Source organism: Serinibacter arcticus, from assembly GCF_003121705.1.
Lineage (GTDB): Bacteria > Actinomycetota > Actinomycetes > Actinomycetales > Beutenbergiaceae > Litorihabitans.
Genome location: NZ_PYHR01000002.1, coordinates 3,208,959 through 3,232,443 on the forward strand (window position 1 = coordinate 3,208,959; position 23,485 = coordinate 3,232,443).

The following is a 23,485-nucleotide window of genomic DNA, read 5'->3' on the forward strand; positions in this document are numbered from 1 at the left end:
AGTACTCACCGCGTCGTACGACAAGGTCCGGAGGTCCCGCTATGCTGACGGGATGGCGATGGGTGAGCTCGAGAGCGCGGTGATGGCGCAGCTGTGGTCCGCGGCGGGTCCGTGCACCGTGCGCGAGGTCCACGAGGCGCTCGCGGCGGACCGCTCCCTCGCCTACACGACCGTGATGACCGTGATGGACCGGCTCGCCAAGAAGGGCGTGGTGACGCAGGCGCGCGACGGTCGCGCCTTCCGCTACTCGCCCGTCAGCACGCGCGAGCAGATGACCGCCGAGCTCATGCTCGACGCCCTCGGCGCGACGGCGGACCCCGCCGCGCGCGTGGCCGCGCTGCAGCACTTCGTCGGCCAGGTCAGCCCGGCCGAGGCCGAGGCCCTGCGCGTCGCGCTCGCGCCGTCGTCCGCGCCCTGACGCCCCACCCTTCCCCCGGCAGCCCGACGTGACCGCCCTCGCCCTCGCCGCGCTGGCCCTCGCGCTGTCGCTCGTGGCGCCCGTCGTCCTGGTGCGGCTGCCCTTCCTCCGCGACGTCCCCCGGGCCGCCGTCACCCTCTGGCAGGCCTGCGCCCTCGCCGCCGTCCTGGCCGCGGTCGGGGCGGCCCTGGCCGCGCCGGAGGAGGTGCTGCGGGCGCTCCAGGGCGACGACCTCGCGCACGATGCCTGGCTGCTGGCCGCGGCGTCCACCGCCGCGCTGCTCGCCGGCTGGATCGTGTTCCGCCTCGTGTCCACGACGATCCGGCTCGGCGTCGGGCTGCGCCGCCGCCGTCGTCGTCAGCACGAGGTGCTCGAGCTGCTGGCGACCACCTCGCCGTCCGACGCCCGACTGAACGTGCTGGGCGGGAGCGTCGCGCTGGCCTACTGCGTGCCCGGTCGGCCGTCGCGGGTCGTGGTGACCGAGGCCGTCGTCGATCTCCTCACGCTCCCGCAGGTCGAGGCCGTGGTCGAGCACGAGCGGGGCCACCTGCGGGCCCGCCACGACCTGGTGCTCGAGGGTTTCACCGCGCTGCACGCCTCCTTCCCCCGGTTCGTGCGCAGCCGGCTGGCGCTGGAGGAGGTGCGGCTGCTCCTGGAGATGCTGGCCGACGACGCGGCGACCCGCCGCACCGGGGCCGCGCCGCTCGAAGCGGCCCTCGTGCTCCTCGAGCCGACGACGGAGGGGGACCAGGTGCGGGTGCGGCGCGAACGCGTCGCGCGGCTCGCCGGGCGCGACGGCGAGGGCGCCGCCTCCCGCCGACGGCTCGTCTCCGGGCTGGCGTACGTCCTCGCCGTCGGGGTCATCGCCGTCCCGACCGTGACGATCGTGACGCCGTGGCTGCAGGCGGCGACGGCGGCGCTGGGCTGGTAGCCGGGCGGGCGGACGGGCGGGCCGGGCTACTCGCCCCAGTTCTCCTGGACCATCCGCGGCGAGGCGTGGATGCACATGATGCGCAGCGTGCCCGTCCCGGTGTTGGTGAAGGCGTGCCACGTGTCCGGGCCGACGACGGCGGTGTCCCCGGCCGTGGCGACGACGCTGCGTTCGCCCGTCCGGATCGTCGCCTCGCCCTCGAGCACCGTCCACGTCTCGCTGTAGGGGTGGCGGTGCAGACCGGGACCCTGGCCGGGGTCGTTGGTGACGAGGAAGAAGCTGACGCCGGAGCCGTGGTCGACGCCCTCGAAGCGGAGGGTGCGGCTGCCGGTGACCCGCAGCGCCTCGGCAGGGATGACGGCGTCGGGCTCGCCCGTGGTGGTCATGGGTCCGGCTCCTGTCCTCGGGTCACGGCACGCGGGGATTCTGGCACGAGGACGCGCCCGCACGCCCGCGTGTCGCGGAACATCGGGCCGGGCGGAGCGGTTGACGAGGGTGAGGAAAGGAAGTGCCCATGAGTGTCACCACCACGACCCTGGCCGCGATCACCGTCTGGACCGATCCCCGCGAGGAGATCGAGTACAACGTGCTGCGGGCCAACGGCCGGCTCGCCGGTCGCCGCTTCGCCTCACGCGCCGAGGCCGAGGCCTGGGCGCGTCCCGAGGAGGGCGAGCAGGTCGTCGAGATGAACGCGGTGTGCGACTGCACCATGTGAGGCGGCGTGCCGCGCGGACGCTCGCGCCGGTCAGACGCCGTCGATCGCGCCCGTGAGCTCGGCCAGCGAGATCCTCTCGTCCTCGCTCGGCACCTCGAAGGTCGTCCCCACGCCCCAGTTCGACAGGGTGAAAGAGTTCGACCTGATGCCGTCGACGAGCTCGCCGGAGACCTTGCGCACGTGGTCGTCGCCGTCGAACCAGACCTCGTAGTCGATCTCGCCCACGGCGCTCGGGTCGGACCCGTAGTGAACGGGCTGCAGTCTCGCCAGGTCGAGGGTCACCTCGTACCGGTCGAGCCGCTCGCCGTTGATCGCGTCGGTTCCGGCGCGCTCGGCGCTGACGAGGGCACCGGGGAAGGCGCGCAGCTCGACGAGGGGATCGATTCCAAGCGTGAGCAGCGCGGGGTCGCCGGTGATCGCCGTCGTCTCCTCGGACGCCAGCAGGAAGCGGTCCTGCGACGTCTCCGCGAGGTTGACCCACACCTCCCCGTCGACCACGCGGATCTCGACCTCCGTGATCGTGTCGTCCTCCGTGACGGACGCCGAGACCGAGACCTGGTGCGGAGAGGTGGAGGGGTCCACGTGCCCGAAGGTCGTCAGGGTGTAGCCCGGCATGTCGAACGCCGACATCACCATCACCGGACCGGGATGCTCCAGGGCGCGCTCGAGGCGAGGCGCGAAGTCGGAGGCCAGGGGTGCCGCCACGGTCAGACCGCGGATCGGCAGCGAGGTGCACCCCGCGAGGATCGTGGCGACGGCAAGGACGGCGGTCGCGGCCGCAGCGCTGCGGCGGTGGAGGTGCCCCATGCTCGGGACGCTACCCGCGCTGCGCCGACCCCGCCAGGCGGGGCGACCGTCTCAGTAGCTGCGGAACGACAGGACGAGCGTCACCCAGAGGACGACGAGGATGGCGCCGAGCGCGAGCAGCCCGTAGCCCACGGCGAGCGCGGCGATCGCCATGCCCCGGCCCGTCTGCTGCGGGTTCTGGCGGAGCTGCGAGAGCGCGATGTGACCGCAGACGATCCCGGCGATCACGGAGACGCCCGTCACCAGCCCGGCGAGCGAGCAGATGAGCGCGATCAGCGACATCTGGTTCTGCGGCTGAACCTGGTAGCCGGCGTACGGTCCGCTCGCGTAGGGCGAGGGGGCGTAGGGCGACGGCGGTGCGTAGGGCTGGTGCGCGGGCGCCGAGCCGTAGGGGTTGTCCTGCGCGTACCCCGCAGGGGCGTCGGAGGTCACGGCGTCGTTGACGTACGACGGCTGCGCGGGGGTGGAGTACCCGGGGCGCCGTAGGAGGCGGACGGGTCCTCGTCGGGGCGGTAGGGGTTCGGTGTCGTCACGGGTCCTCGCTCAGGCTGCGTCGGTGGTGTCGCTCGGGAGCTGGCAACCCTCGAGGCCGACCAGCGGGAGGGCGGGGTCCAGCGTGGAGACCGCGGGGTCGTTCATGGCGACGTACTGGTCGCCGACCACCAGGTCGATGACAGCGTCGGCGCGAGCGGCGTCGAACTGGATCTCCGCGCCCGGGAACAGCGCGGCGAGCGTGTACGCGGCCGGGACGCCCTGCTCGCCGGCGACGATCAGCGTCGCGCCGGGGTAGGCGCCGGCGGCGTAGTTCGCCGTGGTGCCGATGACGACGCCGACGCCCGAGATCGCCTCGCTCGTGGAGCCCGCGAGGCCGGACTGGTCCGTGCCGTTGAAGACGTTCGCCGTGATCGTCTCGTAGGGCACCGGGAGCGCGCCCGGTGCGGGGCACGGGGTGAACAGCGACGCCTCCTGCTGCGCCTCCAGGTCGGTGAACTCCGAGCTGAAGGGAGCGGGCAGGATGCGGAGGAAGACGCCGAGCGCCGCGAGGGCGAACGCGACCAGGATGACCGTGAGGGTGCCGAAGATGATCGTCTGGCGCTGCAGCAGGTGTCGTCGGCGCTGCGACTTGCCGCTCGGGGCGACGTCTGGCGTGGTGGTCACGAGGCAACCGTATCCGAGGCGCGGTCGAGGGTCGCGGCGCTCGGCGCCGCCGTGATCGAGGTCATGTCAGCCGAGCTCCAGGACGCGGGCGTGGATCATGGTGCGCTGCTGGAGCGCCGAACGGAGTGCTCGCTGGAGCCCGTCCTCCAGGTACAGCTCGCCCCGCCAGCCCACGACGTGGGCGAACAGGTCGCCGTAGAACGTCGAGTCCTCGGTGAGCAGGCCGCGCAGGTCGAGCTGGGTGCGGACCGTGGTGAGCTGGTCGAGACGGATCTGCCGAGGAGGCAGGTGGGCCCAGTCGCGGGTGGTCACGAGGCCGTGGTCGGGGTACGGCTTGTGGTCACCGATGGCCTTGAAGATCACCCGAGCACCCTACCGAGCCGGTCGGCGCGCCGGGGGCCCGGGGTGCCCGGAGCCGCGTGGAGGTTTCGCGGAGAGGTGGCGCGCATCCGGGCCGACGGCGCGACGTCAGTCGCCGAGGTCCCCGCGGAAGGTCTCGACGCGCTCGCGGCGCGGGCCTGCGCCGCCGCCCCCGTCGGGGTCCTCGGTGGCCTCGTCGTCGCGCGAGCCGTTCCAGCCGGGCACGTGCACGAAGCGCGAGATCGCCGTCCCGAGCAGCAGCAGGAGGAACGGGTACACGGACAGGTAGACGCGGAACGTCGTGGCCGGGTCCTCGCCCGGGTCGTTGCCGTTGCGGTAGCCGAAGAACACGGTGAGCGAGGCGAGCGCGCCGGCCACGATGAGCCCGTTGAGCCGGCCGAGCACGCCGAAGGCCGACAGGAAGATGCCCTCGCGGTGGACACCGTGCCGGCGGGCGTCGTCGTCGAGCACGCGGGCCATGATGAGGTCGTTCGTCGCGAGGACGCCGGAGTACCCGACGGCGATGCACAGGCCGGCCAGCACGGCCGTCAGCAGGGAGTCGGCGAAGTAGATCGGGATGAACGCGACGGCGGCGATCGGCAGCGCCGTCTTCCACACGCGCTCCGCGCCCCAGCGCCGCACCGCGCGCGCCCACAGCGCGAGCATGCCGATCGCGCCGAGAACGACGGCGACCTGCAGCACGGTCGCCTCGAGCCCCCCGCCCCCGAGCGTGTAGCGCACGTAGAGCTGGAGCCCGTTGAGCACGATCGCCATCGCCGAGCCGTAGCAGGCGTTGACGACGCCGATCGTCCAGAAGTACCTGTTCGTGACGATCTGCTTGATCGAGGCGAAGAACGGCGGCCGCTCCTCGCTGTCGATCGCGGGGTTCTCCCTGACGCCGAACGCCATGTAGAGGATGACGCCGACGCCGAGGACGCCGAAGATCACCGCCAGGCGCGAGTAGCCGATCGTCGGGTCGGCGCACTCGGTCGCGGTGACGGAGCAGCCCAGCACGTTCTGCGCCAGGATCGGCGTCAGCCCCAGCGCCAGGATCATCGCCACCAGCTGCGCCCCCTGACGCACGCCGTTCGCCGTCGCTCGCTTCTTCTCGGCCGGGAACAGCTCGGGCAGCAGGGCGCCGTAGTTGGCGTTGATGAGGGAGTCGGCCATCTCGCTGAGGATCGCGAAGACGGCGAACCAGATCACCAGCGACGTCGCCGAGGCGGCCACGCTCCCGGGCACGCTGAACAGCGCGATCATCGCGCCGAGGAGCACGAGCGAGCCGACGACGAGGTACGGCTTGCGGCGTCCCCAGCGGGTGCGGGTGCGGTCGGAGAGGTAGCCGAAGATCGGGTTGTCTATCGCGTCGAGGATGCCGTAGACGGCGTAGACGGCGGCGTAGATCGCGGCGTCCATGCCGAGCAGGTCGACGTAGAAGTAGAGCATCGACCCCTTGATCAGGTTGATCGGGATCGACGTGCCGAACATCCCGACGCCGTAGCGCCAGGGCGTGGTGGGCCGCACCGGCGCGGGGGCCGGGGCGTCGTGGTGGGCGGTCGGCGGGACCGGGGTGCTGGCCGTCATCAGCGGTCGCTGCTTCCTGGCACGAGGGTGGGCGGGAGGACGAGGTTCTCGCCGACGTCCTCGCCCGAGCCGAGGCGGGCGAGGAGGCGGCGGGTGGCGGCGTCGACCATCTCGACCAGCGGGTTGTCGACGGTCGTGAGGCGCGGGGTCATCGCCGTCGCGGCCCCGAGGTTGTCGAAGCCGACCAGGGCCACGTCCTCGGGGACGCGGAGGCCGCGGTCGGCGAGGGCGATCCGCACCCCGACCGCCATCGAGTCGGACGCGACGAAGAGGGCGTCGAGGTCGGGACGGCGGTCGAGCAGGCGGTGCGTGGCGGCCTCGGCGCCGGCGGCGGTGAAGTCGCCGCTCTCGACGGCGTCGGTCGGCAGGTCCACCGCCCCGAGGGCGTCGGTGAACCCCTGGAGGCGGTCGAGGCCGGCCGTCATGTCCGTGGGGCCGGAGATGGTGCCGATCCGGGTCCGGCCGGCGTCGAGCAGCGTGCGGGTCGCGAGCCGGCCGCCCTCCACGTTGTCGACGTCGACGTAGGCGATGCCCTCGGAGCGGAACGGGCGGCCGATGAACACCACGTTGCGCATCCCGCGGAGGTCGTCCTCGAGGTGGTCGCCGGCGTGCGGGGAGGTGATGATCGCGCCGTCGACGTGGCCGGCGCGCAGGTAGCGCGACATCTGGCCCTCGGGCTGGTTCGCGTGGTTGATGAGCAGCACGAGCTGTGTCTCGGTGCCGGACAGCGCCCCGCTCACGCCGCGGAGGACGCCGAGGAGGAACGGGTCCGAGAGGAACTTGTCGTCGGGCTCGGGGATCACCAGCGCGATCGAGCCGGTCTGGGACGTCGCGAGGGCGCGGGCCGCACGGTTGGGGACGAAGCCGAGGTGGGCGATCGCCGCGTCGACGGCGGCCTGGGCGGCGGGCGAGACCCGGTTGCCGCCGTTGATGGCTCGCGAGGCGGTGGAGCGCGAGACCCCGGCCTCACGGGCGACCTCGTCCAGCGTGGGGGCGTGGTGGGCCACGTGAGCCTCCGATCCCGGGTGCGGACACGGTCGCGACGGACCTCGCCCCGACCAGACGCATCGTACCGGCGCGGGCCCGTCCCGCCCGGGTTGGCGCCGGCCGTCCCTGCCCCGACGCGAACGAGCGGGTCCGTCCCCCGGACGAACCCGCTCGTTCCTCGTCGATCCGCCGTCAGCGGTGGATCGCCGTCCCCGTCGCCCGCCCTCCGGTGGGCTCCATCCGTCGGAGCGAACCGCGCGGGGTGAGACGTGCGCCGGTCCTCGATCTCATCGCCCCCCTGCGGCCATGGGATCGGGACACCAGCGCGGTGCTGGGTGGTGCTGGTGGTGCTGATCCTGCTCGCCCGACGGCGGCCGGCCCGCTGCCCCCCTGCGGCAGCCGGCCCGCACCGGTGACGGGCGGGTGTCGGTCCCCGGAAGAAGCCCGACACCTACACGACGGGCGAGGGCGGCAGATGTGACGCGAGCCCCGCTGTGACCTGTGTCACAGCGGGGCTCGGGTGCGTGGTGGGGCGGGCGTCAGGGGGTCGCGATGAAGATCGGTTCGATGTCGAACTTGTCTGAGATGAAGCGGTCGAATCCGGGTGCCGTGATCTCGATGATGACGTTGTCGTGTGTGGCACCGCCGATGTCGGTGCGGATCGGGATGGTGAACCTGCCACCAGCCTGCACCTCCACGAAGCCGGTGCCGTTGCCGGCGCCTCCGACGCCGTTCCTCGGGGAGCCGAAGTAGCCGCAGGTCGGGTTCTGTTCCCTGAGCTCGTCGTAGTCATCGCCGTGGAAGGCCGTGTACGAGACAACGGTTCCTGGTGCGATGCCGGTGAGAACCCCAGTCACGTCGGTCGTGAAGGTTCCGTTGTCGAGCATCATCGCGGGGTCGGGCACGGGGATCTCGAGCTCGACCGTGTGCGTGTACTGGGTCCGGTTCTCCGCCGTAACGGTCACCGTGAGCGAACCGCCCGCGGCGAGCAGTCGGGCGGGGATGACGGTGGATCGCACGGAACCGGCCTCGATCGTCTCGAAGCTGCAGTCCGCGGCGGTCAGGTCCTCGAGGGTGCAGTCCGCCTCCATGTCGCCCGCTTCCGCGTCGAGCGCCGAGCGTGCCCCGACGGCGAACGGGTCGACGTCATCCGCACCGGCCAGCTCGGCCGTCACGACGACGCCCGTCAGGGCCTCGTCGATCGCGGCCACGGTCACCCTCACGGGCTCGCCCGCGACGGGAGCCTCGGTCACGACGACCTCGTCCGCGGTGAACGCGGGCTTCGCGGGCGGGTCGACAGGCGGGTCGACGGGGTCGACGGGCGGATCCACGGGATCCACGGGGGGATCGACCGGCGGGTCCACGGGCGTCGTCGACGGACCGTCGACGGCCGGGGAGTGGTGACCGGGGGCGGCGTCGGCGCGACGGGCGGGGTCACGGGTGCCTCGGCCTCGGGCGGGGTCGTCGCGGCCGGCGGCGGCGTGGCCGACGCGGTGGCCGGGCGGAAGGGCAGGGCCGCGGGAGCCGCGGGGCGAGCGGGGGTCCGCGTCGTCGTCACCGGCGCCGCCGTCACGGGCACGTCCACCTCGACCGGCTCGGAGGTGGGCAGGTCGGAGGGCGCGGTGGTCGGGGCGGCCGGCGGGACGGGCGGGCTGGTCGAGCCGGCGCCGGTCCCCGGTGCGGTCGTGGTCAGCGCGACGGCGCCGCCGTCGGGGCCGACCCCGGTGCGGTTGACCAGGGTGAAGGCACCCGCGGCGACGGCGACAGCCACGACCGCGGCCGCGACGCCCACGGCACCGGCGCCGACGCCACCCGACGAGCTGCTGCTCCCACCCTTGCCGAGACCCAGGAACGCGAACGCTCCGCCCGACGTCGCGGCGGCCAGCGCGCCGGGGAGCAGTGCCGACGCGGCGGCGCTGCGGGCGCTGAGCAGGAAGGCGTACTGCGACTCGCAGTCGTCGCACTGGCGGCGGTGGTTGCGCACCGTCACCTCGTGCTCGGAGTCGGGCGACAGCGTGGTGTCGACCATCAGGGCGCGCACGGCGGCGCACCGCTCGTCCGCCGTCGGGAGCACGTGCGAACGCACGTAGCGGTCGCGGAACGTCCGGCGGGCGCGGTAGAGCATCGCCGAGCAGGCGTTCGAGCTGATGCCGAGCTCGCCGGAGATCTCCGAGAGCGTGCGGCCCTCGATGTGGCTCTTGACCAGGATGCTGCGCGCCGAGGCGGGCAGCTCGGCCAGCACCTGCCGCACCAGCATCCGCTGCTCGTGCTTCTCCGAGCGCGTCTGCTCGGGCAGGTCCTCGGGCTCGGGGAGCTCGGTCTCGCGACCGCGCTTGCGCAGGAGGTCGATGCACAGGTGTCGCACGGTGGAGTCGAAGTAGGACTCGTAGCGCCGGGGCGATCCCTCACCCTCGGCGGAGACGCGGAGCATCCGCACCAGCGCGTCCTGCACGACGTCCTCGACGTCGGCCTCGTTGAGGCGGAACGAGCGCGCGATGGTCGTGCCGCGCCGGCGGAGGTTGCGGTAGCGGTCCAGGTCCACAGCAGGCGCGTCCGAGCGCACGCTCGACGTGCGTGTGTGCGACATGGTCATGCGGAACCGTCACCCCTAGTAGGTCCGACAGAGATTCGTGGCAGCGTAACGGCTCGATAGCGCAACCGCACGCGGATGTGCAACACACCACGCCGTCCCGGACCCCCGGGACGAGATCACGTCAGGCGGCCCCACAGGAACGTGTACGCCAGCGCCGCCATGTGCGCGGCCTGCGCGTTCGTCGCGGCACCGCCGTGACCGCCCTCGATGTTCTCGTAGGACGTCACGTCCTTGCCCGCCTCGAGCATCCGCGCCGCGAGCTTGCGAGCGTGGCCGGGGTGGACTCGGTCGTCCTTGGTCGACGTCGTGAACAGCACCGGCGGGTACGTGCGCCCGGCGTCGAACAGGTGGTACGGCGAGAACCGCAGCAGCTGCTCGAGCTCGGCGGGGTCCTCGGGGTCGCCGTACTCGGCGACCCAGGACGCTCCCGCGAGCAGCAGGTGGTACCGCTCCATGTCGAGCAGCGGGACCTGGACCACGACGGCGCCGAACAGCTCCGGGTACTGCGTCAGCATGTTGCCGGTCAGCAGGCCCCCGTTCGACCCGCCCTGCACGCCGAGGTGCTGCGGCGAGGTGATCCCGCGGGCGACGAGGTCGCGCGCGACGGCCGCGAAGTCCTCGTAGGCCCGGTGGCGGTTGCCCTTGAGGGCGGCCTGGTGCCAGGCGGGTCCGTACTCGCCGCCGCCGCGGATGTTCGCGACGACGTAGACGCCGCCGCGGCTGAGCCACGCGCGCCCCAACCCGCCCGAGTAGCCGGGCGTCAGGGAGATCTCGAAGCCGCCGTAGCCGTACAGCAGCGTCGGCGCCGTGCCGTCGAGCGCGAGGTCCTCGCGACGCACGACGAAGTACGGCACGCGCGTGCCGTCGTCGGACGTCGCAAAGTGCTGCTCGGCGACCAGACCCTCGGCGTCGAAGAAGGCCGGCGCGGCCTTGAGGGGCTCGACGGCGAGCAGCTCGCCGTCCCCGTCCAGCCGCACGAGCGAGAGCGTCGTGGGGGTGAGGTAGTCGGTCGAGGTCATCCAGAGCGCGTCGGCCAGGTCGCCCTCGCCGTCGCGGTCCACGCCGCCGACGCCGACCGTCCCCAGCGCGGGGCGGCGGTGAACGGGCGACGGGCCCAGTCCTCCGTCGAGCCGGTGGTGCCGGTGTCGCCGACGCCCCCGACGGCCGGGGGAGTGAGCACCTCGAGGCGGTTCTTCACGTCCTCGAGCACGTTGAGCACGAGGTGGTGGCGCGTCCACGCGGCGCCGACGAGCGCGGTCGAGGCGGTCGGCGCGAACAGGGTGGTGAACTCGCGCGAGCCGGCGCGGAACGCCTCGAACTCGATGACGAGCAGGGCGCCGGCGGGGTGGGTCGTGCCGCCGACCTCCCAGTCGTCGCGCAGCTCCACGAGCAGCCACTCGCGGTGCACCCCGGCCTCCGCGGAGGTGGGCACGTCGAGCTTCTCGAGCTCGCCGTCGGGGAGCAGGAGGTACAGCTCGCTGGCGTAGAACGCGAGCGAGCGCGAGACCCAGTCCCGCTCGAAGCCGGGCGTGCGATCGTGGTGCGCGGAGATGTAGAGGTCGCTCACCTCGCCCGCGTAGACGATCTCGGCCTGCTCGAGGGTCTGGCCGCGGCGCAGCCGGCGCGCGCGGCGCGGGTAGCCCGACGCGGTGGGCTCGCCGTCGGCGGCGGACTGCACGAAGACGGTGTCGCCGTCGATCCATCCCATGCCGCCCTTGGCCTCGGCGCGGAAGAAGCCGCCGTCCTCGGGGGCGATGAACGCCTTGGTGGTGAGGTCGAACTCACGCGTCACGTCGGCGTCGCTGCCGCCGTGCGAGAGGTCGACGAGCGCGCGGGTGAACGCGTGCGGGCCGGTGCGCAGCAGCTGCGCGCCGTGCCAGACCCAGTCCTCACCCTCCGCGGCGTTGAGCGCGTCGACGTCGAGCAGCAGCTCCCACTCGGGGGAGTCGGTGCGGTAGCTGTCCAGCGTCGTGCGGCGCCAGAGGCCCTTCTCGTGCTCGGCGTCGACCCAGACGTTGTACAGGTGCTCGCCCGCCAGGCCGACGCCCGGGATCTTGTCCTTCGAGTCCAGGACCTCGAGGATCGCGGCCTTGGTGGAGGTGAACCGACGGGTGCCGGTGAGCGCCTCCTCGGCGTGGGCGTTGCGCTCGCGAACCCAGGTCAGGGCCTGCTCGCCCTCGACGTCCTCGAGCCAGAGATAGGGGTCGGTGGTGGGGGTCGACATCCCCCGACCCTACGTCCCGGGACGTCGAGAGACCGAGGCGTCGCCGCCGGGACCGACCCTCGAGGGATCGGTCCCGGCGGCGACGCCTCGGTCTCGGCGGGTGTCAGTCCAGCGGCAGGGGCGCGCGCTCGTCCGGGACGTGCGGGTGCGCGGGCACGCTCGCCGTGATGAGCGACCCGTCCTCGCGCACGCTGCCCTCGATGTCCTTCAGGCGCGGTCGGCCCTCGCGGACCTCGACCGGCCGGACCGGCACCGAGACCTCCTCGCCGCGCGGGACGACGACCTCGCTGCCCTGGACCTGGACGGTCAGGCTCTCGGCATCACCGGTCTCCAGCGCGAACGAGATCTGCTCGGCCAGCACCGTCACGCGCAGGCGGTTGCCCGCGAGCGTCATCCGGAACGTCAGCGACTCCCAGTCCTCGGGCAGTCGCGGGTCGAAGCTCCACACCCCGAGGTAGTCGCGCATGCCGCCGAAGCCGCCCACCAGCGCGTTCCACACGCCGCCGAGCGAGGCGACGTGCACGCCGGCGTCGGCGTTGTGGTGCAGGTCGGCGAGGTCGACGTAGACCGCGGAGGAGAAGTACGCCGCCGCGAGCTCGGAGTAGCCGACCTCGGCCGCGACGATCGACTGCACCACGGCCGACAGCGTCGAGTCACCGGTCGTCAGCGGGTCGTAGTACTCGAAGTCGGCCAGCTTCTCCTCGGGCGTGAACTCGTCGCCCTGGAGGTAGAGCGCCAGCACGACGTCGGCCTGCTTGAGCACCTGGTGGCGGTAGATCACCAGGGGGTGGTAGTGCAGCAGCAGGGGCCTCTTGCCGGGCGGGGTGTTCGGCAGGTCCCACAGCTCCTTGGACAGGAAGTCGTCGTCCTGCGGGTGGATGCCGAGGTTCTCCTCGAACGGCACGTGCATGCCGTCGGCCACGCGGGCCATATCGAGGATCTCCTCCTCGGTGAGCGCGAGGCGGGTCAGCACGCGGGCGTACACCTCGCCGTCGCGCTCCGCCAGCGCGCGCAGCTCGCGGACGGCGGCGCGCAGGTTCGCGCGGGCCATCACGTTCGTGAACAGGTTGTCGTTGACGACGGCGGTGTACTCGTCCGGCCCGGTGACGCCGTGGATGTGGAACACCGGCTCGGTGTCGTCGCCCGTCTCGCGCCAGAAGCCGAGGTCGGCCCACAGCCGTGCGGTCTCCACCAGGATGTCGATCGCCTCGCGGTCGAGGAACCCGGTGTCGCCGGAGGCGGCCACGTACTGGGAGACGGCGTGGGAGATGTCGGCGTCGATGTGGTACTGCGCGGTCCCGGCGGCGTAGTAGGCCGAGGCCTCCTCGCCGTTGATCGTGCGCCAGGGGTAGAGGGCGCCGCGCTGGTTGAGCTCACCGGCCCGGCGGCGGGCGGCCTCGAGCAGCGAGTAGCGGAAGCGCAGCGCGTTCCGGGCGTAGGTCGGCGAGGTGTAGGTGAGGAACGGGAGCACGTAGATCTCGGTGTCCCAGAAGTAGTGCCCGTCGTACCCGGACCCCGTCACGCCCTTCGCGGGGACGCCCGTGCCCTCGGCGCGGGCCGAGGCCTGGATGAGGTGGAACAGGTTCCACCGCACGGCCTGCTGCAGCGCGGGCTGGCCGGCGATCTCGACGTCGCTGCGGTCCCAGAACTCGTCGAGCCACGCGCGCTGCTGCGCGACCACGGCCCCCACCCCGGTCTCCTTCACGCGGTCGAGCGTGCGGCGGCAGCGATCCACCAGCTCGACCGCGGGCACGCCGCGGGACGTGTGGTAGCTGACGACCTTGGTGATCCGCGTCGTCGTGCCCCGCGTGGCCGCGATCCGGAAGACCTGCTTGGCGAGGTCGTCCTCGACGGACGAGCGCACCTCGTAGGAGTCGGTCGTCTCGATGGTGTGGTCGGCGGCGACGGCGAGCGTCATGCCGGACGTGGTCACGCGGTAGCCGAGCACGCTGCGGCCGTCGCCCTCCCACGCCACCGACGGCTGCAGGATGCGGCCCTGGAGGTTGGCGGCGCGACGCGGGTCGAACCCGGACCCCATCGCGGCGGCCTTGACGAAGTACTCGTCCTGACCGTCCTGCCGGTTGAGGATCTGGCACGAGACGGCGACCGGGGCGTCGTGGTCGAGCATCGTGATCTCGTAGTCCATGACCGCGAGGTGTCGCTCGGCGAAGCTCACCATCCGGCGCGTGCGCAGGTGCACCCGCTTGCCCGACGGCGTGCGCCAGACGATCTCGCGGGTGAGCACGCCGTCGCGGAAGCTGAGGCTGCGCTCGTAGGACTCGAGGTCGGCGACCGTGAGCAGCAGCGGCTCGTCGTCGACGTACAGCCGCATGATCTTGGCGTCGGGGGCGTTGACGATCGTCTGCCCGACCTTGGCGAACCCGAACGCCTCCTCGGCGTGGTGGATCGGCCAGATCTCGTGGAAGCCGTTGACGAACGTGCCGTGCGCGTAGGAGTCGCGGCCCTCCTCGAGGTTGCCGCGCAGGCCGAGGTAGCCGTTGCCGACGGAGAAGAGCGTCTCGGTCTTGCCGAGGTCCTTCCCGTCGTAGCGCGTCTCGCGCAGCGCCCACTCGTCGATCGGGAACCGGGAGCGGTCGAGCGGGTCGGCCGTGGTGGCCGGCTTCACGCCTGGGCTCCGTCGGTGAGGTCGGCGACGAGCTCGTCGAGGTCGTCCACGACGACGTCGGCGCCGTGGTCCAGGAGATCCTGGGCGCCGGTGCCGCGGTTGACGCCGAGCACCAGGCCGAAGTCGCCCGCGCGGCCCGCGGCGACGCCGGAGGTGGCGTCCTCCACGACGACGGCGCGGCTCGGGTGCACGCCGAGCTGGGCCGCGGCGTCGAGGTAGGTGTCCGGAGCCGGCTTGCCGGCGATCCCGCGCTCGGCCGCCACGGCGCCGTCGACGATCACCTCGAACCGGTCGATGAGACCGGCGGCGGTGAGCACGGAGCGCGCGTTCTTCGAGGAGGAGACGACGGCGACCGCCACCGCGTCCTCGCCGGTGCGCGCGGCGAGCGCGTCGAGGAAGGCGACGGAGCCCGGGTACGGACTCACGCCGTCGGACTCGAGGACGCTGGTGAAGACGCTGTTCTTCCGGTTGCCCAGGCCGCAGACCGTCTCGAGGTCGGGGGAGTCGGACGCGTCGCCGTCGGGAAGCACGATGCCGCGCGAGGCGAGCAGCGTGCGGACGCCGTCGTAGCGCGGTTTGCCGTCGATGTGGTCGAAGTAGTCGGAGTCGCGGTACGGCGCGACGCCCTTGCTCCGGAGGTAGGGCTCGAACAGGCGGGCCCAGGCCAGCATGTGCACCTCGGCCGTCGGCGTCAGCACGCCGTCGAGATCGAAGAGCACGGCGTCACGTGGATCGAAGCGGGTCACGGCATCCCTCGCGGTCGGAAAAGTGGAGACGTTCGAGGCTAGCGCGCACCCGGGGCCCCCGACCGACTCCGGGCCGAACGGTTCGTGTGTGCGAGAGTTGGCGCGGCGAAGGGAGCCACGTGGCGAACCAGCACAGGGCCGCACTGGTCTACAACCCGGTGAAGATCGACGAGCAGGTGGTGCGGGCGTCGTTGACGGCGCTCGAGGAGGAGCTGGGGTGGGCGGAGACCCTCTGGCTCGAGACCTCGGTCGAGGACCCCGGACAGGGACCGGCCCGCGAGGCGCTGGAGGCCGGGGTCGACGTCGTGCTCGCCGCCGGTGGTGACGGCACCGTCCGTGCCGTGGCCGAGGCGCTGCGCGGCAGCGGGACCGCCCTGGGGCTGCTGCCCTCGGGCACCGGCAACCTCCTGGCGCGCAACCTCCAGCTCGGGCTCGCCGACGTCGACCACTCGCTGCGGGTGGCGCTGACCGGCCAGGACCGCGCGATCGACGCCGCCACCATGAAGATCCGGCGCGAGGACGGCTCCTCGAGCGAGCACACGTTCGTCGTGATGGCGGGCATGGGGCTCGACGCGCGGATGCTCTCCGAGACCGACGACGACCTCAAGAAGAAGGCCGGCTGGCTCGCCTACGTGCAGGCCATCGGCCGCGTGATGCGCGACCCGAACGAGCTGAAGGTGCGCTTCCGGCTCGACGAGAACGAGCCCAGGCAGGTGCGCGCGCACACGATCATCGTGGGCAACTGCGGGACGCTGCCGGCGAACATCCTGCTGCTGCCCGACGCCGCCGTCGACGACGGGGTGCTCGACATCGTCGTGCTCCGCCCCGAGACCGTCCTCGGCTGGATCCAGGCGCTGAGCAAGATCATCTGGGAGAACGGTGTGCTGCGGCGCCTGCCCGGCGGGAAGAACATCCCCAAGTCGAAGGTCCAGGCGCTCGTCTACTCCACGGGCAAGGAGCTCGACCTGCGGCTCAGCAAGCCCGAGGAGGTCGAGCTCGACGGCGACCCGTTCGGGCTCGCCGTCGGCGTCCGGGTGAAGGTCGACCCGGGCTCGCTCGTGGTGCGGGTGCCCCAGGACTGACCTGTCGCGAGGCCCTTCGGGCCGTTCGCGAGGCCGTTCGGGCCGTTCGCGAGGCCCTTCGGGCGCGTTCGCGAGGCCGTTGCGGTCACGCGAGCAGCGCGCGCAGCTCGCTCTCCGCCGACGGCGCGCGCCGCGGGTCCATCGTGACGCCGTCGGAGTACAGGTCCACGAGCCGCGGGTCGACGTAGCTCGCGCGGGCGATGCTCGGGGTGTTCCCGAGCTCGCCCGCCGCGGCCTCCATCGCGCGCACGACGGCGCGGCGGCGCGCCGTCCTCGTGGGCTGCGGTCCCTGCCGCGCCAGCTCGACGGCGGCCGCCACCGTCCCGTGCAGCGTGCGGAAGTCCTTGGCGGTGAAGTCCCCGCCCGTCCGACGGCGGACGTCCTCGTTGATCTCCTCGGCGCTCAGCGGGTGCCACGTGCCGTCGTCCTCGCGCCACGCGATGAGGCGTGCCCGCGGACCGCGGCGCTTGAGGCGGCCCACGAGGACAGCGAGGTCGGGGTCGGTCACCTCGCTCGACCACTCCTGACCGCTCTTCGCGGGGAACTGGAGGCTGACGACCTCGCCGCCGCTGACGGTCGCGTGCGAGCACAGCAGCGTCGTCAGCCCGAACGAGCCGTGCTTGGCGGCGTAGCGCTCCGAGCCGACGCGCAGGTTCGCGGAGTCGAGGATCCGGAACGCCCCGGCGAGCACGCGCTCCCGAGACAGGTCGTCGCGGCGCAGGTCGATCGTCACGCCGCGGCGGGCGGCGGGCAGCGTGGCCGCCAGCTCGAGCGCGCGGGCGTACTTCACGCGGTCCCGGCGCTCGCGCCAGGCCGGGTGGTAGAGGTACTGGCGGCGTCCGGCGTCGTCGATCCCGGTCGCCTGGACGTGGCCGTTGGGGTACGGGCAGATCCACACCTCGCGCCACGCGGGCGGGATCGCCAGGGCCCGGATCCGCTCGCGGGTCTCGGGGTCCTCCAGGCGCGAACCGTCGGGGTTGCGGTAGGTCCAGCCGGTGCCGGAGCGGGCACGCGTGAGTCCCGGACCGTTGGTGGTGCTGCGCCGCAACCTCATGCCTCCGAGCGTAGGGCGGCGCCACGCCGGTGCCCAGGACGGCGTCGCGCCGAGGATTCACGTGCGCGTCACCGTGGTGTCGCCCGCCGGCCGCCGCCGCGTCGGGCGCTGCTCGCCGGCCGGTCACCCGCGCCTCCTAGCGTGCCGACGTGACCTCCCTCCTGACGCCCTCCGGCGACCGCGCCCCCGCGGCCCGCCGTCGCGCCCTGCTTCTTCCGACCCCGTCGACCCGCCGTCGCACCGTCGCGGGCCTCGCCTGCGCCGGTGTCGCCGGCGCCCTCCTGCTCGTCGCCCCCGCGACCGCGACCGCCGAGCCGGCGACGAGCGCCGCCGTCGAGCCGATCGTCCACTCCGCCCCGGGCGCCGCGCTCGGGCTGACCCCCGTCGCCACGCACCTCGACGGCACGTTCGACGAGAGCGCGGCCGAGATCGTCGCGTTCCACGCCGCCACCCAGCAGGTGTTCGTCGTCAACGCGAAGGCCGGTGTCGTGGACGTGCTGTCCACGGCGGTCGAGGGCGAGCTGACGAAGGTCGCGACGCTCGATGCCACCGCCGTCGAGGGTGTCGAGCCCGGCGCCGTCGCCAACTCGATCGCCGTCCGCGCGGACGGCCTGATCGCCGTCGCCGTCGAGAACCCCGTCAAGACCGAGCCCGGCTGGGTCGCGTTCTTCGACGCCACCACGCGCGGGCCGCTCGGCGCCGTCGAGGTCGGCGCGCTGCCCGACATGGTGACGCTGACGCCCGACGGCACGAGCGCCGTCGTGGCGAACGAGGGCGAGCCCGCGGACGACTACAGCGTCGACCCCGAGGGCTCGATCGCCGTCGTCGCGCTGCCGAGCACCGTCGCCGCGCCCACCGCGGCCGACGTCCGCATCGCCACCTTCCACGCCTGGGAGGCCGACGGGACGCGCGAGCTGCCCGACGGCGTCCGGATCTTCGGCGAGACCCCGCACGGCGAGGACCACCCGATCTCGCGCAACCTCGAGCCGGAGTACGTCACGATCGCGGCCGACGGCGCCACCGCCTGGGTGACGCTGCAGGAGGCGAACGCCCTGGCCGTGCTCGACGTCGCGACCGCCGAGGTGACCGACCTGCTCCCGCTCGGCACGGTCGACCACTCCGTCGCGGGCTCCGGCATCGACCCGAGCGACCGCGACGGCCGCATCGACATCCGCACGGTGCCGGTGCACGGCCTGCCGATGCCCGATGCGATCACCTCGTACACCGCCGCCGGAGAGACCTACCTCGTGACCGCGAACGAGGGCGACGCGCGCGAGTGGGGCGACTACGTCGAGGCCGAGCGCGTCAAGGACCTCGGCAAGGGCGACCTGCCGCCCGTGTGCGCCACCTCGCCCGCCTTCGGGCTGCGCGGCGACGCCGACCTCGGCCGCCTCGAGGTGACCATCGCCGACGGCCTCTCGGCCGACGGCTCCTGCTACGAGCAGCTGCACTCCTTCGGCACCCGCTCGTTCTCGATCTGGACGGCCGACGGCGAGCGCGTCTTCGACTCCGGTCAGCAGATCGAGGAGATCGTCGCCGAGGCGATCCCGGAGTTCTTCAACTCCGGCCACACCACGAGCGACTTCGAGTCCCGCAGCGACGCCAAGGGCCCCGAGCCCGAGGGGGTCGCGGTCGGCACCATCGAGGGCCGCACGTACGCCTTCGTCGGGCTGGAGCGCGTGGGCGGCATCGTCGTCTTCGACGTGACCGAGCCGAGCGCGGCGTCGTTCGTCACCTACGTCAACAACCGCGACTTCTCGGTCTCGGCCGAGGACGCGATCGACGCCGGCGGCGACCCCGCCGAGGTGCTGGCCGCCGCGGGCGACCTCGGCCCCGAGGGCCTGACGTTCATCCCGGCCGGCGACTCGCCCACCGGCGGTCCGGCGCTCGTCGTCGGCAACGAGGTCTCCGGCACGACGACGCTGTTCGCGATCGACGTCCCGATCCGGTTCACGGACGTCGCGGACAACCAGTTCGCCGTCGAGATCGCGTGGCTCGCCGAGAAGCGCATCTCCACCGGCTGGGTGACCGCCGACGGCTCGCGCGAGTTCCGCCCGCTGTCCCCGGTGGCGCGCGACGCGATGGCCGCCTTCCTCTACCGCTGGGCCGGATCGCCCAGGTTCGAGGCCCCCGCGGTCTCCCCGTTCACCGACGTGGCCACCGACGACCTGTTCTACGAGGAGATCGCCTGGCTCGAGCACGAGGGCTACGCCACGGGGTGGGTGGCCGCCGACGGCACCGCCGAGTTCCGGCCCCTGGCGCCGATCGCGCGCGACGCGATGGCGGCCTTCCTGCACCGGGTCGCCGGGTCGCCCGAGGTGGACCTGCCGGCGACGCCGCGGTTCGTCGACGTCGCCCCGACGGACGCGTTCTACACCGAGATCACCTGGCTCGCGCAGTCCGGGATCGCGACCGGGTGGGAGGGCAACGACGGACGCGACCTGTTCCAGCCGGTCTCGCCGGTGGCCCGGGACGCGATGGCGGCGTTCCTGAACCGGTTCGGGACGCCGGGGGTCTGAGGTTCTGCCCGAGGTCCTCCGAGGCTCGCTGATCCACCGCGGGCCCACGAGGCCCTCCGACGCCCCGTCGTCGCCGCCCATCCGGCGGTGGCGGCGGGGCGTCGTCGTGGCTCCGGACTCGTAGGGTCGAGGGATGGAGACCGCGCTCGAGATCGCCGCCGCCGTCCGCGCCCGCCGGGTGTCCGCCGTCGAGATCACGACGGCGGCGCTGGAGCGGGCCGAACGGTTCGGCCCCGCGGTGGGGGCCTTCGCCGTCGTGACGCCGGGGCTCGCGCTGGACCAGGCGCGGGCGGTCGACGCCGCGGTCGCGCGGCTCGGTGCCGACGGCGCGGGGGCGCCGGGGCTGGCGCTCGCCGGGGTGCCCGTGCCGATCAAGGACCTCAACCAGGTGGCGGGGGTGCCGCTGCGGGCCGGCTCGCGCGTGCTCGCGGCCGAGCCGGTGGTGCCCGAGGTCGACGACGGCACGGTGGTCCGGCTGCGCGAGGCCGGCACCACGATGATCGGCAAGACGGCGACGCCGGAGTTCGGCTTCCCGCCGTACACGGAGCCGCGGACGGGCCCGGACGGCGCCGTCGTCGCGGCGCGCACGCCCTGGGACCTGGGCCGCGGCGCGGGTGGGTCGAGCGGGGGCGCGGCGGCCGCCGTCGGATGCGGGATTGTGCCGGTCGGGCACGCGTCCGACGGCGGGGGGTCCATCCGGATCCCGGCCGCGAGCTGCGGGATCGTCGGCTTCAAGCCGTCGCGCGGGCTGGTGAGCACGGGGCCGTGGGGTGTGGAGGGCAACGGGCTGGCGACGCAGGGCGTCGTCTCGCGCACGGTGCTCGACACAGCGCTCGCGCTCGACGTGCTGCGGGAGGGCTGGCCGGGGGACGGGCCGTCACCGTGGTCCGGTGAGCGAGGTTCGCTGCTGGACGCGGCGCGGGACGGCCAGCGGACGACGACGGCGCGCGGCCTGCGTATCGGGATCCTGACGGAGCCGGTGGTGGCGGGCGACGCCGTCGTGCACCCGGAGGCGGTGGCCGCCGCCGAGCGCGCGGCGCGGACGCTCGAGGAGGCCGGGGCCGTGGTCGAGCCGGCGCCGGTGCCGTTCACGCCGGAGGAGTGGCTGGCGTTCATGCCGCTGTGGGCGGTCGGGGCGCTGGGTCTGCCCGTGCCGGACGAGGCGGAGCCGCTGCTGGAGCCCCTCACCCGGTGGCTGCGCGAGGTGGGCCGCGGGGTGTCGGGGGCGGACTACGCGCGGGCGGTCGGCGATGCGCAGCGGGTGGCCCGGAAGGTGGCGACGGCGTGGGGCGCCTTCGACGCCGTCGTGACGCCGTCGCTGGCCGGGCCGCCGGCGCCGGTGGGGTCGATCCGGGACGACGCCGACCCCGCACGCGACTTCGAGGACCAGAAGCGCTTCACGCCGTGGACGTCGATCGCGAACATCGCTGGGGCGCCGTCGGTGTCGCTGCCGGTGCACCGCGCGGTGGTCGACGGCGTGGAGCTGCCGTTCGGGGCGATGCTCACGGCGCCGTTGGGGACGGACGGGGCGCTGCTGGCGCTCGCCCGTCACCTCGAGCTGGCCGACCCGTGGCCGGCGCCGCCGCTGCCGCAGGTCTGACGTCGGTCGCCGGGCCCGGGACCCCACACGCCGAACCCCAGACCGATGCTGCGGAGGTTGCGGATGGGGGTCAGTCATCCGCAACGAGCGCAGCGGCGGTGTGGGGGCCGGGAGCGGTGTGGGGGCCGGGGCCGGGGGCGACTGGCGCGTTCGGCGCGGATGGCGGGCCTTTCGCGCGCGAGTTGCGCCAGTCGTCCGGGTGATCCGCGCGAGGTGCGCCAGTCAGGGGCGGCGGCCTCGTCGATCAGGGCGAGCACCTGGGCCACGACGGCGTCCCGGTCCCCGCTCGCGTCGACGCGGCGGAACGTGGCGTGCTCGGGCAGGGCCCGGTAGGCGGCGTCGTAGGCCGTCAGGTGCGCGAGGGTCTCGGTGTCGCGACCCCGGAGCTCGACGCGGCGCTGCGCGAGGGCCGGCTCGACGTCGAGGAGGCAGGTCAGGTCGGGGCGGGGATGCCGCGGTACCGCGCACGCGCGGGTGCGGGGTCGGAGCCGCGGGCGGCCATCGCGGCGTACTGGCAGAACGTCCAGCGGTCGCCGACGGCGATGCGCCCCGGGCGTCTCGCCGCCCAGCGCAGCGTCCGCCGCATCGCCAGAGCGCGGATCCGCATCTCGACCGCTTCGAACCGCGCGCGGCCGAGGAGGGCGACGGCGTCCGGCCGACCCAGCAGGCGAGCCAGCGCGTTCAGCGGCGGGCGTCCGCCGGCGTTCTCGAGATAGCGGGCGTCGATCCCGCGCGCGCGAAGCTCGCGCGCCACGGCCCTGGCGGCCGTCGTCTTCCCCGCGCCGTCGACACCGAGCAGGGCGACGACGAGAAACGGGTCGGAGGCGGGTCTGGGCACCGGCGCAGGATGCCACGGCTGAGGCTTCGACCGGCGCGTTCGGCGCGGATCGCGAGCCGTTCGCGCGCCGGACGCGCCAGTCGGTCCGGTGATTCGCGCGAGCTGCGCCAGCCGTTCCCCAGACCGATGCTGCGGTGGTTGCGGATGACCGGCCGCCATCCGCAACGGGCGCAGCAGCGGTGTGGGGGTGGGTCGGTGAGTCGGGAGTCGGGGTCGACGGAGCCGAGACGGTCGGTGGGCCGGCCCGGCGGGTCCGCCCGGATCTGGGAGAGTTGCGGCATGGACATCCCCGTCACCGACCGCCTGCTGCACGCCTACGGCTTCGCCACCGACACGGGGGCGCACCTGGCCGCTCTCACGGGGGACGACGTCGAGGCCCAGGAGGCCGCCGTCGAGCACCTGGCGAGCGCGATCATGCACCAGGGCACCCCGTGGCCGGCCACCGGCCCCGTCGCCGCGTACGTCGCTCACCTCGTGACCACCTCGGCCACCGACGGCGCCCTGCACGAGGCCCTCCTCGACTTCCTGGTCGAGGTGGACGACGCGATCGCGACGGCGGAGGCGGACGGCGGCGAGGAGGTCCAGCGCGCGGATCTCGCCGAGCTGGGCCGGGACCTCGAGGCTGAGCTGAGCGCGATCTCCTCGACCAAGGACCTCGACATCCAGTTCGTCGACGAGGACTTCACCGACCTCGTCCTCACCCACGCCTACCTCGGCGTCCTCGCCGTCGCCCCGCAGGTTCGCGCGGCACTGGGGGACTGAGCCCCGCTGCCGTCCCTCGCTGTCAGGGGCGCTCGAGCACCAGCGTGACGCGCTCCGTGAGGTAGCGCCCCAGCGGCACGGCCGGGGCGCCGGCCGTCCACACGAGCCCGACCTCGCCGTCGAGCATCGTCAGCGGCTCCTCGCCCACGACGACGACGCGCCAGCCGAGGTGCACGACGACGCCCGGCGGGATCCCGCCCCGCCTCGCCTCCTCGCGCAGCCCGGCCCGGCGTCGCGCCGACTCGGCCGTGTAGCCGCGGGTGCTCTCCGCCTCGGTGCGCACGCTCTCGCCGGGGACGGCGAGGGTGCCGTTCGCCAGCAGCAGCAGTCCTCCCAGTCGCCAGGCCTCACCGACGGCCTCGATGCGTGCCCCGCGGCCGACGCCGAGGACCCGGCGCGGGATCCGCCGCTCGCCGAGCACCTCGGGGGCGACACCGCCCGCGCGGAGGCGCCCGACGGCGTCGCGAACCAGCTGCTCCAT

Annotated in this window: 23 protein-coding genes; 7 read left to right on the forward strand and 16 right to left on the reverse strand. The window is 73.6% G+C overall.

What is annotated here, in order from left to right; all coding sequences use genetic code 11:
- Positions 1-52 precede the first annotated feature (52 nt).
- Together C8046_RS14335 and C8046_RS14340 are read left to right on the forward strand one after the other, a co-directional pair.
- Complete coding sequence (locus C8046_RS14335) at positions 53-418, forward strand: BlaI/MecI/CopY family transcriptional regulator (RefSeq protein WP_109230023.1); 366 nt, start codon at positions 53-55, stop codon at positions 416-418.
- Between the two features lie 28 nt (positions 419-446).
- Positions 447-1,349, forward strand: coding sequence for a M56 family metallopeptidase (locus tag C8046_RS14340; RefSeq protein WP_109230024.1), 903 nt, complete (start codon positions 447-449; stop codon positions 1,347-1,349).
- A 26-nt stretch (positions 1,350-1,375) separates the two neighbouring features.
- Here C8046_RS14340 and C8046_RS14345 read toward each other — a convergent pair whose 3' ends face one another.
- Positions 1,376-1,735, reverse strand: coding sequence for a cupin domain-containing protein (locus C8046_RS14345; protein WP_109230025.1), 360 nt, complete (start codon positions 1,733-1,735; stop codon positions 1,376-1,378).
- 128 nt (positions 1,736-1,863) lie between these two features.
- Between C8046_RS14345 and C8046_RS14350 the strand changes: the two genes are divergently transcribed.
- Positions 1,864-2,064: a hypothetical protein gene (locus C8046_RS14350; protein ID WP_109230026.1), complete on the forward strand. Its 201-nt coding sequence runs from the start codon at positions 1,864-1,866 to the stop codon at positions 2,062-2,064.
- A gap of 30 nt (positions 2,065-2,094) precedes the next feature.
- On the opposite strand, the gene C8046_RS14355 is transcribed toward C8046_RS14350, so the two are convergent.
- The 12 genes from C8046_RS14355 to C8046_RS14405 form a co-directional block, all read right to left on the reverse strand.
- Entirely contained in the window at positions 2,095-2,871 is a 777-nt protein-coding gene (locus tag C8046_RS14355; RefSeq protein ID WP_109230027.1) for a hypothetical protein, read from the reverse strand.
- 51 nt (positions 2,872-2,922) lie between these two features.
- Positions 2,923-3,303 (reverse strand): DUF4190 domain-containing protein, encoded by a 381-nt coding sequence (locus C8046_RS14360; protein ID WP_109230028.1) that lies wholly within the window; start codon positions 3,301-3,303, stop codon positions 2,923-2,925.
- A 111-nt stretch (positions 3,304-3,414) separates the two neighbouring features.
- The gene (locus tag C8046_RS14365; protein WP_109230029.1) at positions 3,415-4,029 is read right to left on the reverse strand and encodes a LytR C-terminal domain-containing protein; all 615 of its coding nucleotides are present in this window, start codon (positions 4,027-4,029) and stop codon (positions 3,415-3,417) included.
- Between the two features lie 66 nt (positions 4,030-4,095).
- The gene (locus tag C8046_RS14370) at positions 4,096-4,392 is read right to left on the reverse strand and encodes a type II toxin-antitoxin system VapB family antitoxin (protein ID WP_109230030.1); all 297 of its coding nucleotides are present in this window, start codon (positions 4,390-4,392) and stop codon (positions 4,096-4,098) included.
- A 105-nt stretch (positions 4,393-4,497) separates the two neighbouring features.
- Positions 4,498-5,973, reverse strand: a complete 1,476-nt coding sequence (locus C8046_RS14375; RefSeq protein WP_109230031.1) for an MFS transporter — start codon at positions 5,971-5,973, stop codon at positions 4,498-4,500.
- On the reverse strand, positions 5,973-6,980 hold the full coding sequence (locus tag C8046_RS14380) for a LacI family DNA-binding transcriptional regulator (RefSeq protein ID WP_109230032.1): 1,008 nt from the start codon (positions 6,978-6,980) through the stop codon (positions 5,973-5,975). The genes C8046_RS14375 and C8046_RS14380 overlap by 1 nt, the downstream gene beginning before the upstream one ends.
- A gap of 519 nt (positions 6,981-7,499) precedes the next feature.
- Complete coding sequence (locus tag C8046_RS18165) at positions 7,500-8,213, reverse strand: hypothetical protein (RefSeq protein WP_146197174.1); 714 nt, start codon at positions 8,211-8,213, stop codon at positions 7,500-7,502.
- The gene (locus C8046_RS18170) at positions 8,210-9,553 is read right to left on the reverse strand and encodes a sigma-70 family RNA polymerase sigma factor (protein WP_146197175.1); all 1,344 of its coding nucleotides are present in this window, start codon (positions 9,551-9,553) and stop codon (positions 8,210-8,212) included. The genes C8046_RS18165 and C8046_RS18170 overlap by 4 nt, the downstream gene beginning before the upstream one ends.
- 116 nt (positions 9,554-9,669) lie before the next feature.
- Positions 9,670-10,572 (reverse strand): prolyl oligopeptidase family serine peptidase, encoded by a 903-nt coding sequence (locus tag C8046_RS20015; RefSeq protein ID WP_328587604.1) that lies wholly within the window; start codon positions 10,570-10,572, stop codon positions 9,670-9,672.
- The gene (locus C8046_RS20020; RefSeq protein ID WP_328587605.1) at positions 10,569-11,777 is read right to left on the reverse strand and encodes a hypothetical protein; all 1,209 of its coding nucleotides are present in this window, start codon (positions 11,775-11,777) and stop codon (positions 10,569-10,571) included. The genes C8046_RS20015 and C8046_RS20020 overlap by 4 nt, the downstream gene beginning before the upstream one ends.
- Positions 11,778-11,880: 103 nt before the next feature.
- A complete protein-coding gene (locus tag C8046_RS14400) occupies positions 11,881-14,403 on the reverse strand; it encodes a glycoside hydrolase family 65 protein (protein WP_109230033.1) in 2,523 nt (840 codons plus the stop codon).
- Entirely contained in the window at positions 14,400-15,149 is a 750-nt protein-coding gene (locus C8046_RS14405; RefSeq protein WP_109230034.1) for an HAD family hydrolase, read from the reverse strand. Before C8046_RS14405 ends, C8046_RS14400 begins: the two co-directional genes overlap by 4 nt.
- Positions 15,150-15,268: 119 nt before the next feature.
- Between C8046_RS14405 and C8046_RS14410 the strand changes: the two genes are divergently transcribed.
- A complete protein-coding gene (locus C8046_RS14410; RefSeq protein ID WP_109230035.1) occupies positions 15,269-16,231 on the forward strand; it encodes a diacylglycerol/lipid kinase family protein in 963 nt (320 codons plus the stop codon).
- An 85-nt stretch (positions 16,232-16,316) separates the two neighbouring features.
- Here C8046_RS14410 and C8046_RS14415 read toward each other — a convergent pair whose 3' ends face one another.
- The gene (locus C8046_RS14415) at positions 16,317-17,285 is read right to left on the reverse strand and encodes a DNA topoisomerase IB (protein ID WP_109230036.1); all 969 of its coding nucleotides are present in this window, start codon (positions 17,283-17,285) and stop codon (positions 16,317-16,319) included.
- Between the two features lie 149 nt (positions 17,286-17,434).
- Here C8046_RS14415 and C8046_RS14420 point away from each other — a divergent pair, with 149 nt between their 5' ends.
- Together C8046_RS14420 and C8046_RS14425 are read left to right on the forward strand one after the other, a co-directional pair.
- On the forward strand, positions 17,435-19,804 hold the full coding sequence (locus C8046_RS14420) for a choice-of-anchor I family protein (RefSeq protein ID WP_109230037.1): 2,370 nt from the start codon (positions 17,435-17,437) through the stop codon (positions 19,802-19,804).
- 133 nt (positions 19,805-19,937) lie between these two features.
- On the forward strand, positions 19,938-21,404 hold the full coding sequence (locus C8046_RS14425; RefSeq protein WP_109230038.1) for an amidase: 1,467 nt from the start codon (positions 19,938-19,940) through the stop codon (positions 21,402-21,404).
- Positions 21,405-21,837: 433 nt separating this feature from the next.
- Here C8046_RS14425 and C8046_RS14430 read toward each other — a convergent pair whose 3' ends face one another.
- Complete coding sequence (locus C8046_RS14430) at positions 21,838-22,242, reverse strand: hypothetical protein (RefSeq protein ID WP_109230039.1); 405 nt, start codon at positions 22,240-22,242, stop codon at positions 21,838-21,840.
- Positions 22,243-22,521: 279 nt separating this feature from the next.
- On the opposite strand from C8046_RS14430, the gene C8046_RS18175 reads away from it, so the two are divergent.
- Positions 22,522-23,004 carry a hypothetical protein gene (locus tag C8046_RS18175; RefSeq protein WP_146197176.1) on the forward strand — a complete coding sequence of 161 codons (483 nt, stop codon included), beginning with the start codon at positions 22,522-22,524 and terminating at the stop codon, positions 23,002-23,004.
- Between the two features lie 22 nt (positions 23,005-23,026).
- Here the strand turns inward: C8046_RS18175 and C8046_RS14440 are convergent, their stop codons facing one another.
- A complete protein-coding gene (locus tag C8046_RS14440; protein ID WP_109230040.1) occupies positions 23,027-23,485 on the reverse strand; it encodes a glutaminase in 459 nt (152 codons plus the stop codon).

Coding starts and splice junctions, on each gene's coding strand:
- C8046_RS14375 (WP_109230031.1), bottom strand. CDS start 5,973: ATGACGGCCAGCACCCCGGTCCCGCCGACCGCCCACCACGACGCCCCG.
- C8046_RS20020 (WP_328587605.1), bottom strand. CDS start 11,777: ATGTCGACCCCCACCACCGACCCCTATCTCTGGCTCGAGGACGTCGAG.
- C8046_RS18170 (WP_146197175.1), bottom strand. CDS start 9,553: ATGACCATGTCGCACACACGCACGTCGAGCGTGCGCTCGGACGCGCCT.
- C8046_RS14350 (WP_109230026.1), top strand. CDS start 1,864: ATGAGTGTCACCACCACGACCCTGGCCGCGATCACCGTCTGGACCGAT.
- C8046_RS14345 (WP_109230025.1), bottom strand. CDS start 1,735: ATGACCACCACGGGCGAGCCCGACGCCGTCATCCCTGCCGAGGCGCTG.
- C8046_RS20015 (WP_328587604.1), bottom strand. CDS start 10,572: ATGACCTCGACCGACTACCTCACCCCCACGACGCTCTCGCTCGTGCGG.
- C8046_RS14335 (WP_109230023.1), top strand. CDS start 53: ATGGCGATGGGTGAGCTCGAGAGCGCGGTGATGGCGCAGCTGTGGTCC.
- C8046_RS14425 (WP_109230038.1), top strand. CDS start 19,938: ATGGAGACCGCGCTCGAGATCGCCGCCGCCGTCCGCGCCCGCCGGGTG.
- C8046_RS14440 (WP_109230040.1), bottom strand. CDS start 23,485: ATGGAGCAGCTGGTTCGCGACGCCGTCGGGCGCCTCCGCGCGGGCGGT.
- C8046_RS14415 (WP_109230036.1), bottom strand. CDS start 17,285: ATGAGGTTGCGGCGCAGCACCACCAACGGTCCGGGACTCACGCGTGCC.
- C8046_RS18175 (WP_146197176.1), top strand. CDS start 22,522: ATGGACATCCCCGTCACCGACCGCCTGCTGCACGCCTACGGCTTCGCC.
- C8046_RS14355 (WP_109230027.1), bottom strand. CDS start 2,871: ATGGGGCACCTCCACCGCCGCAGCGCTGCGGCCGCGACCGCCGTCCTT.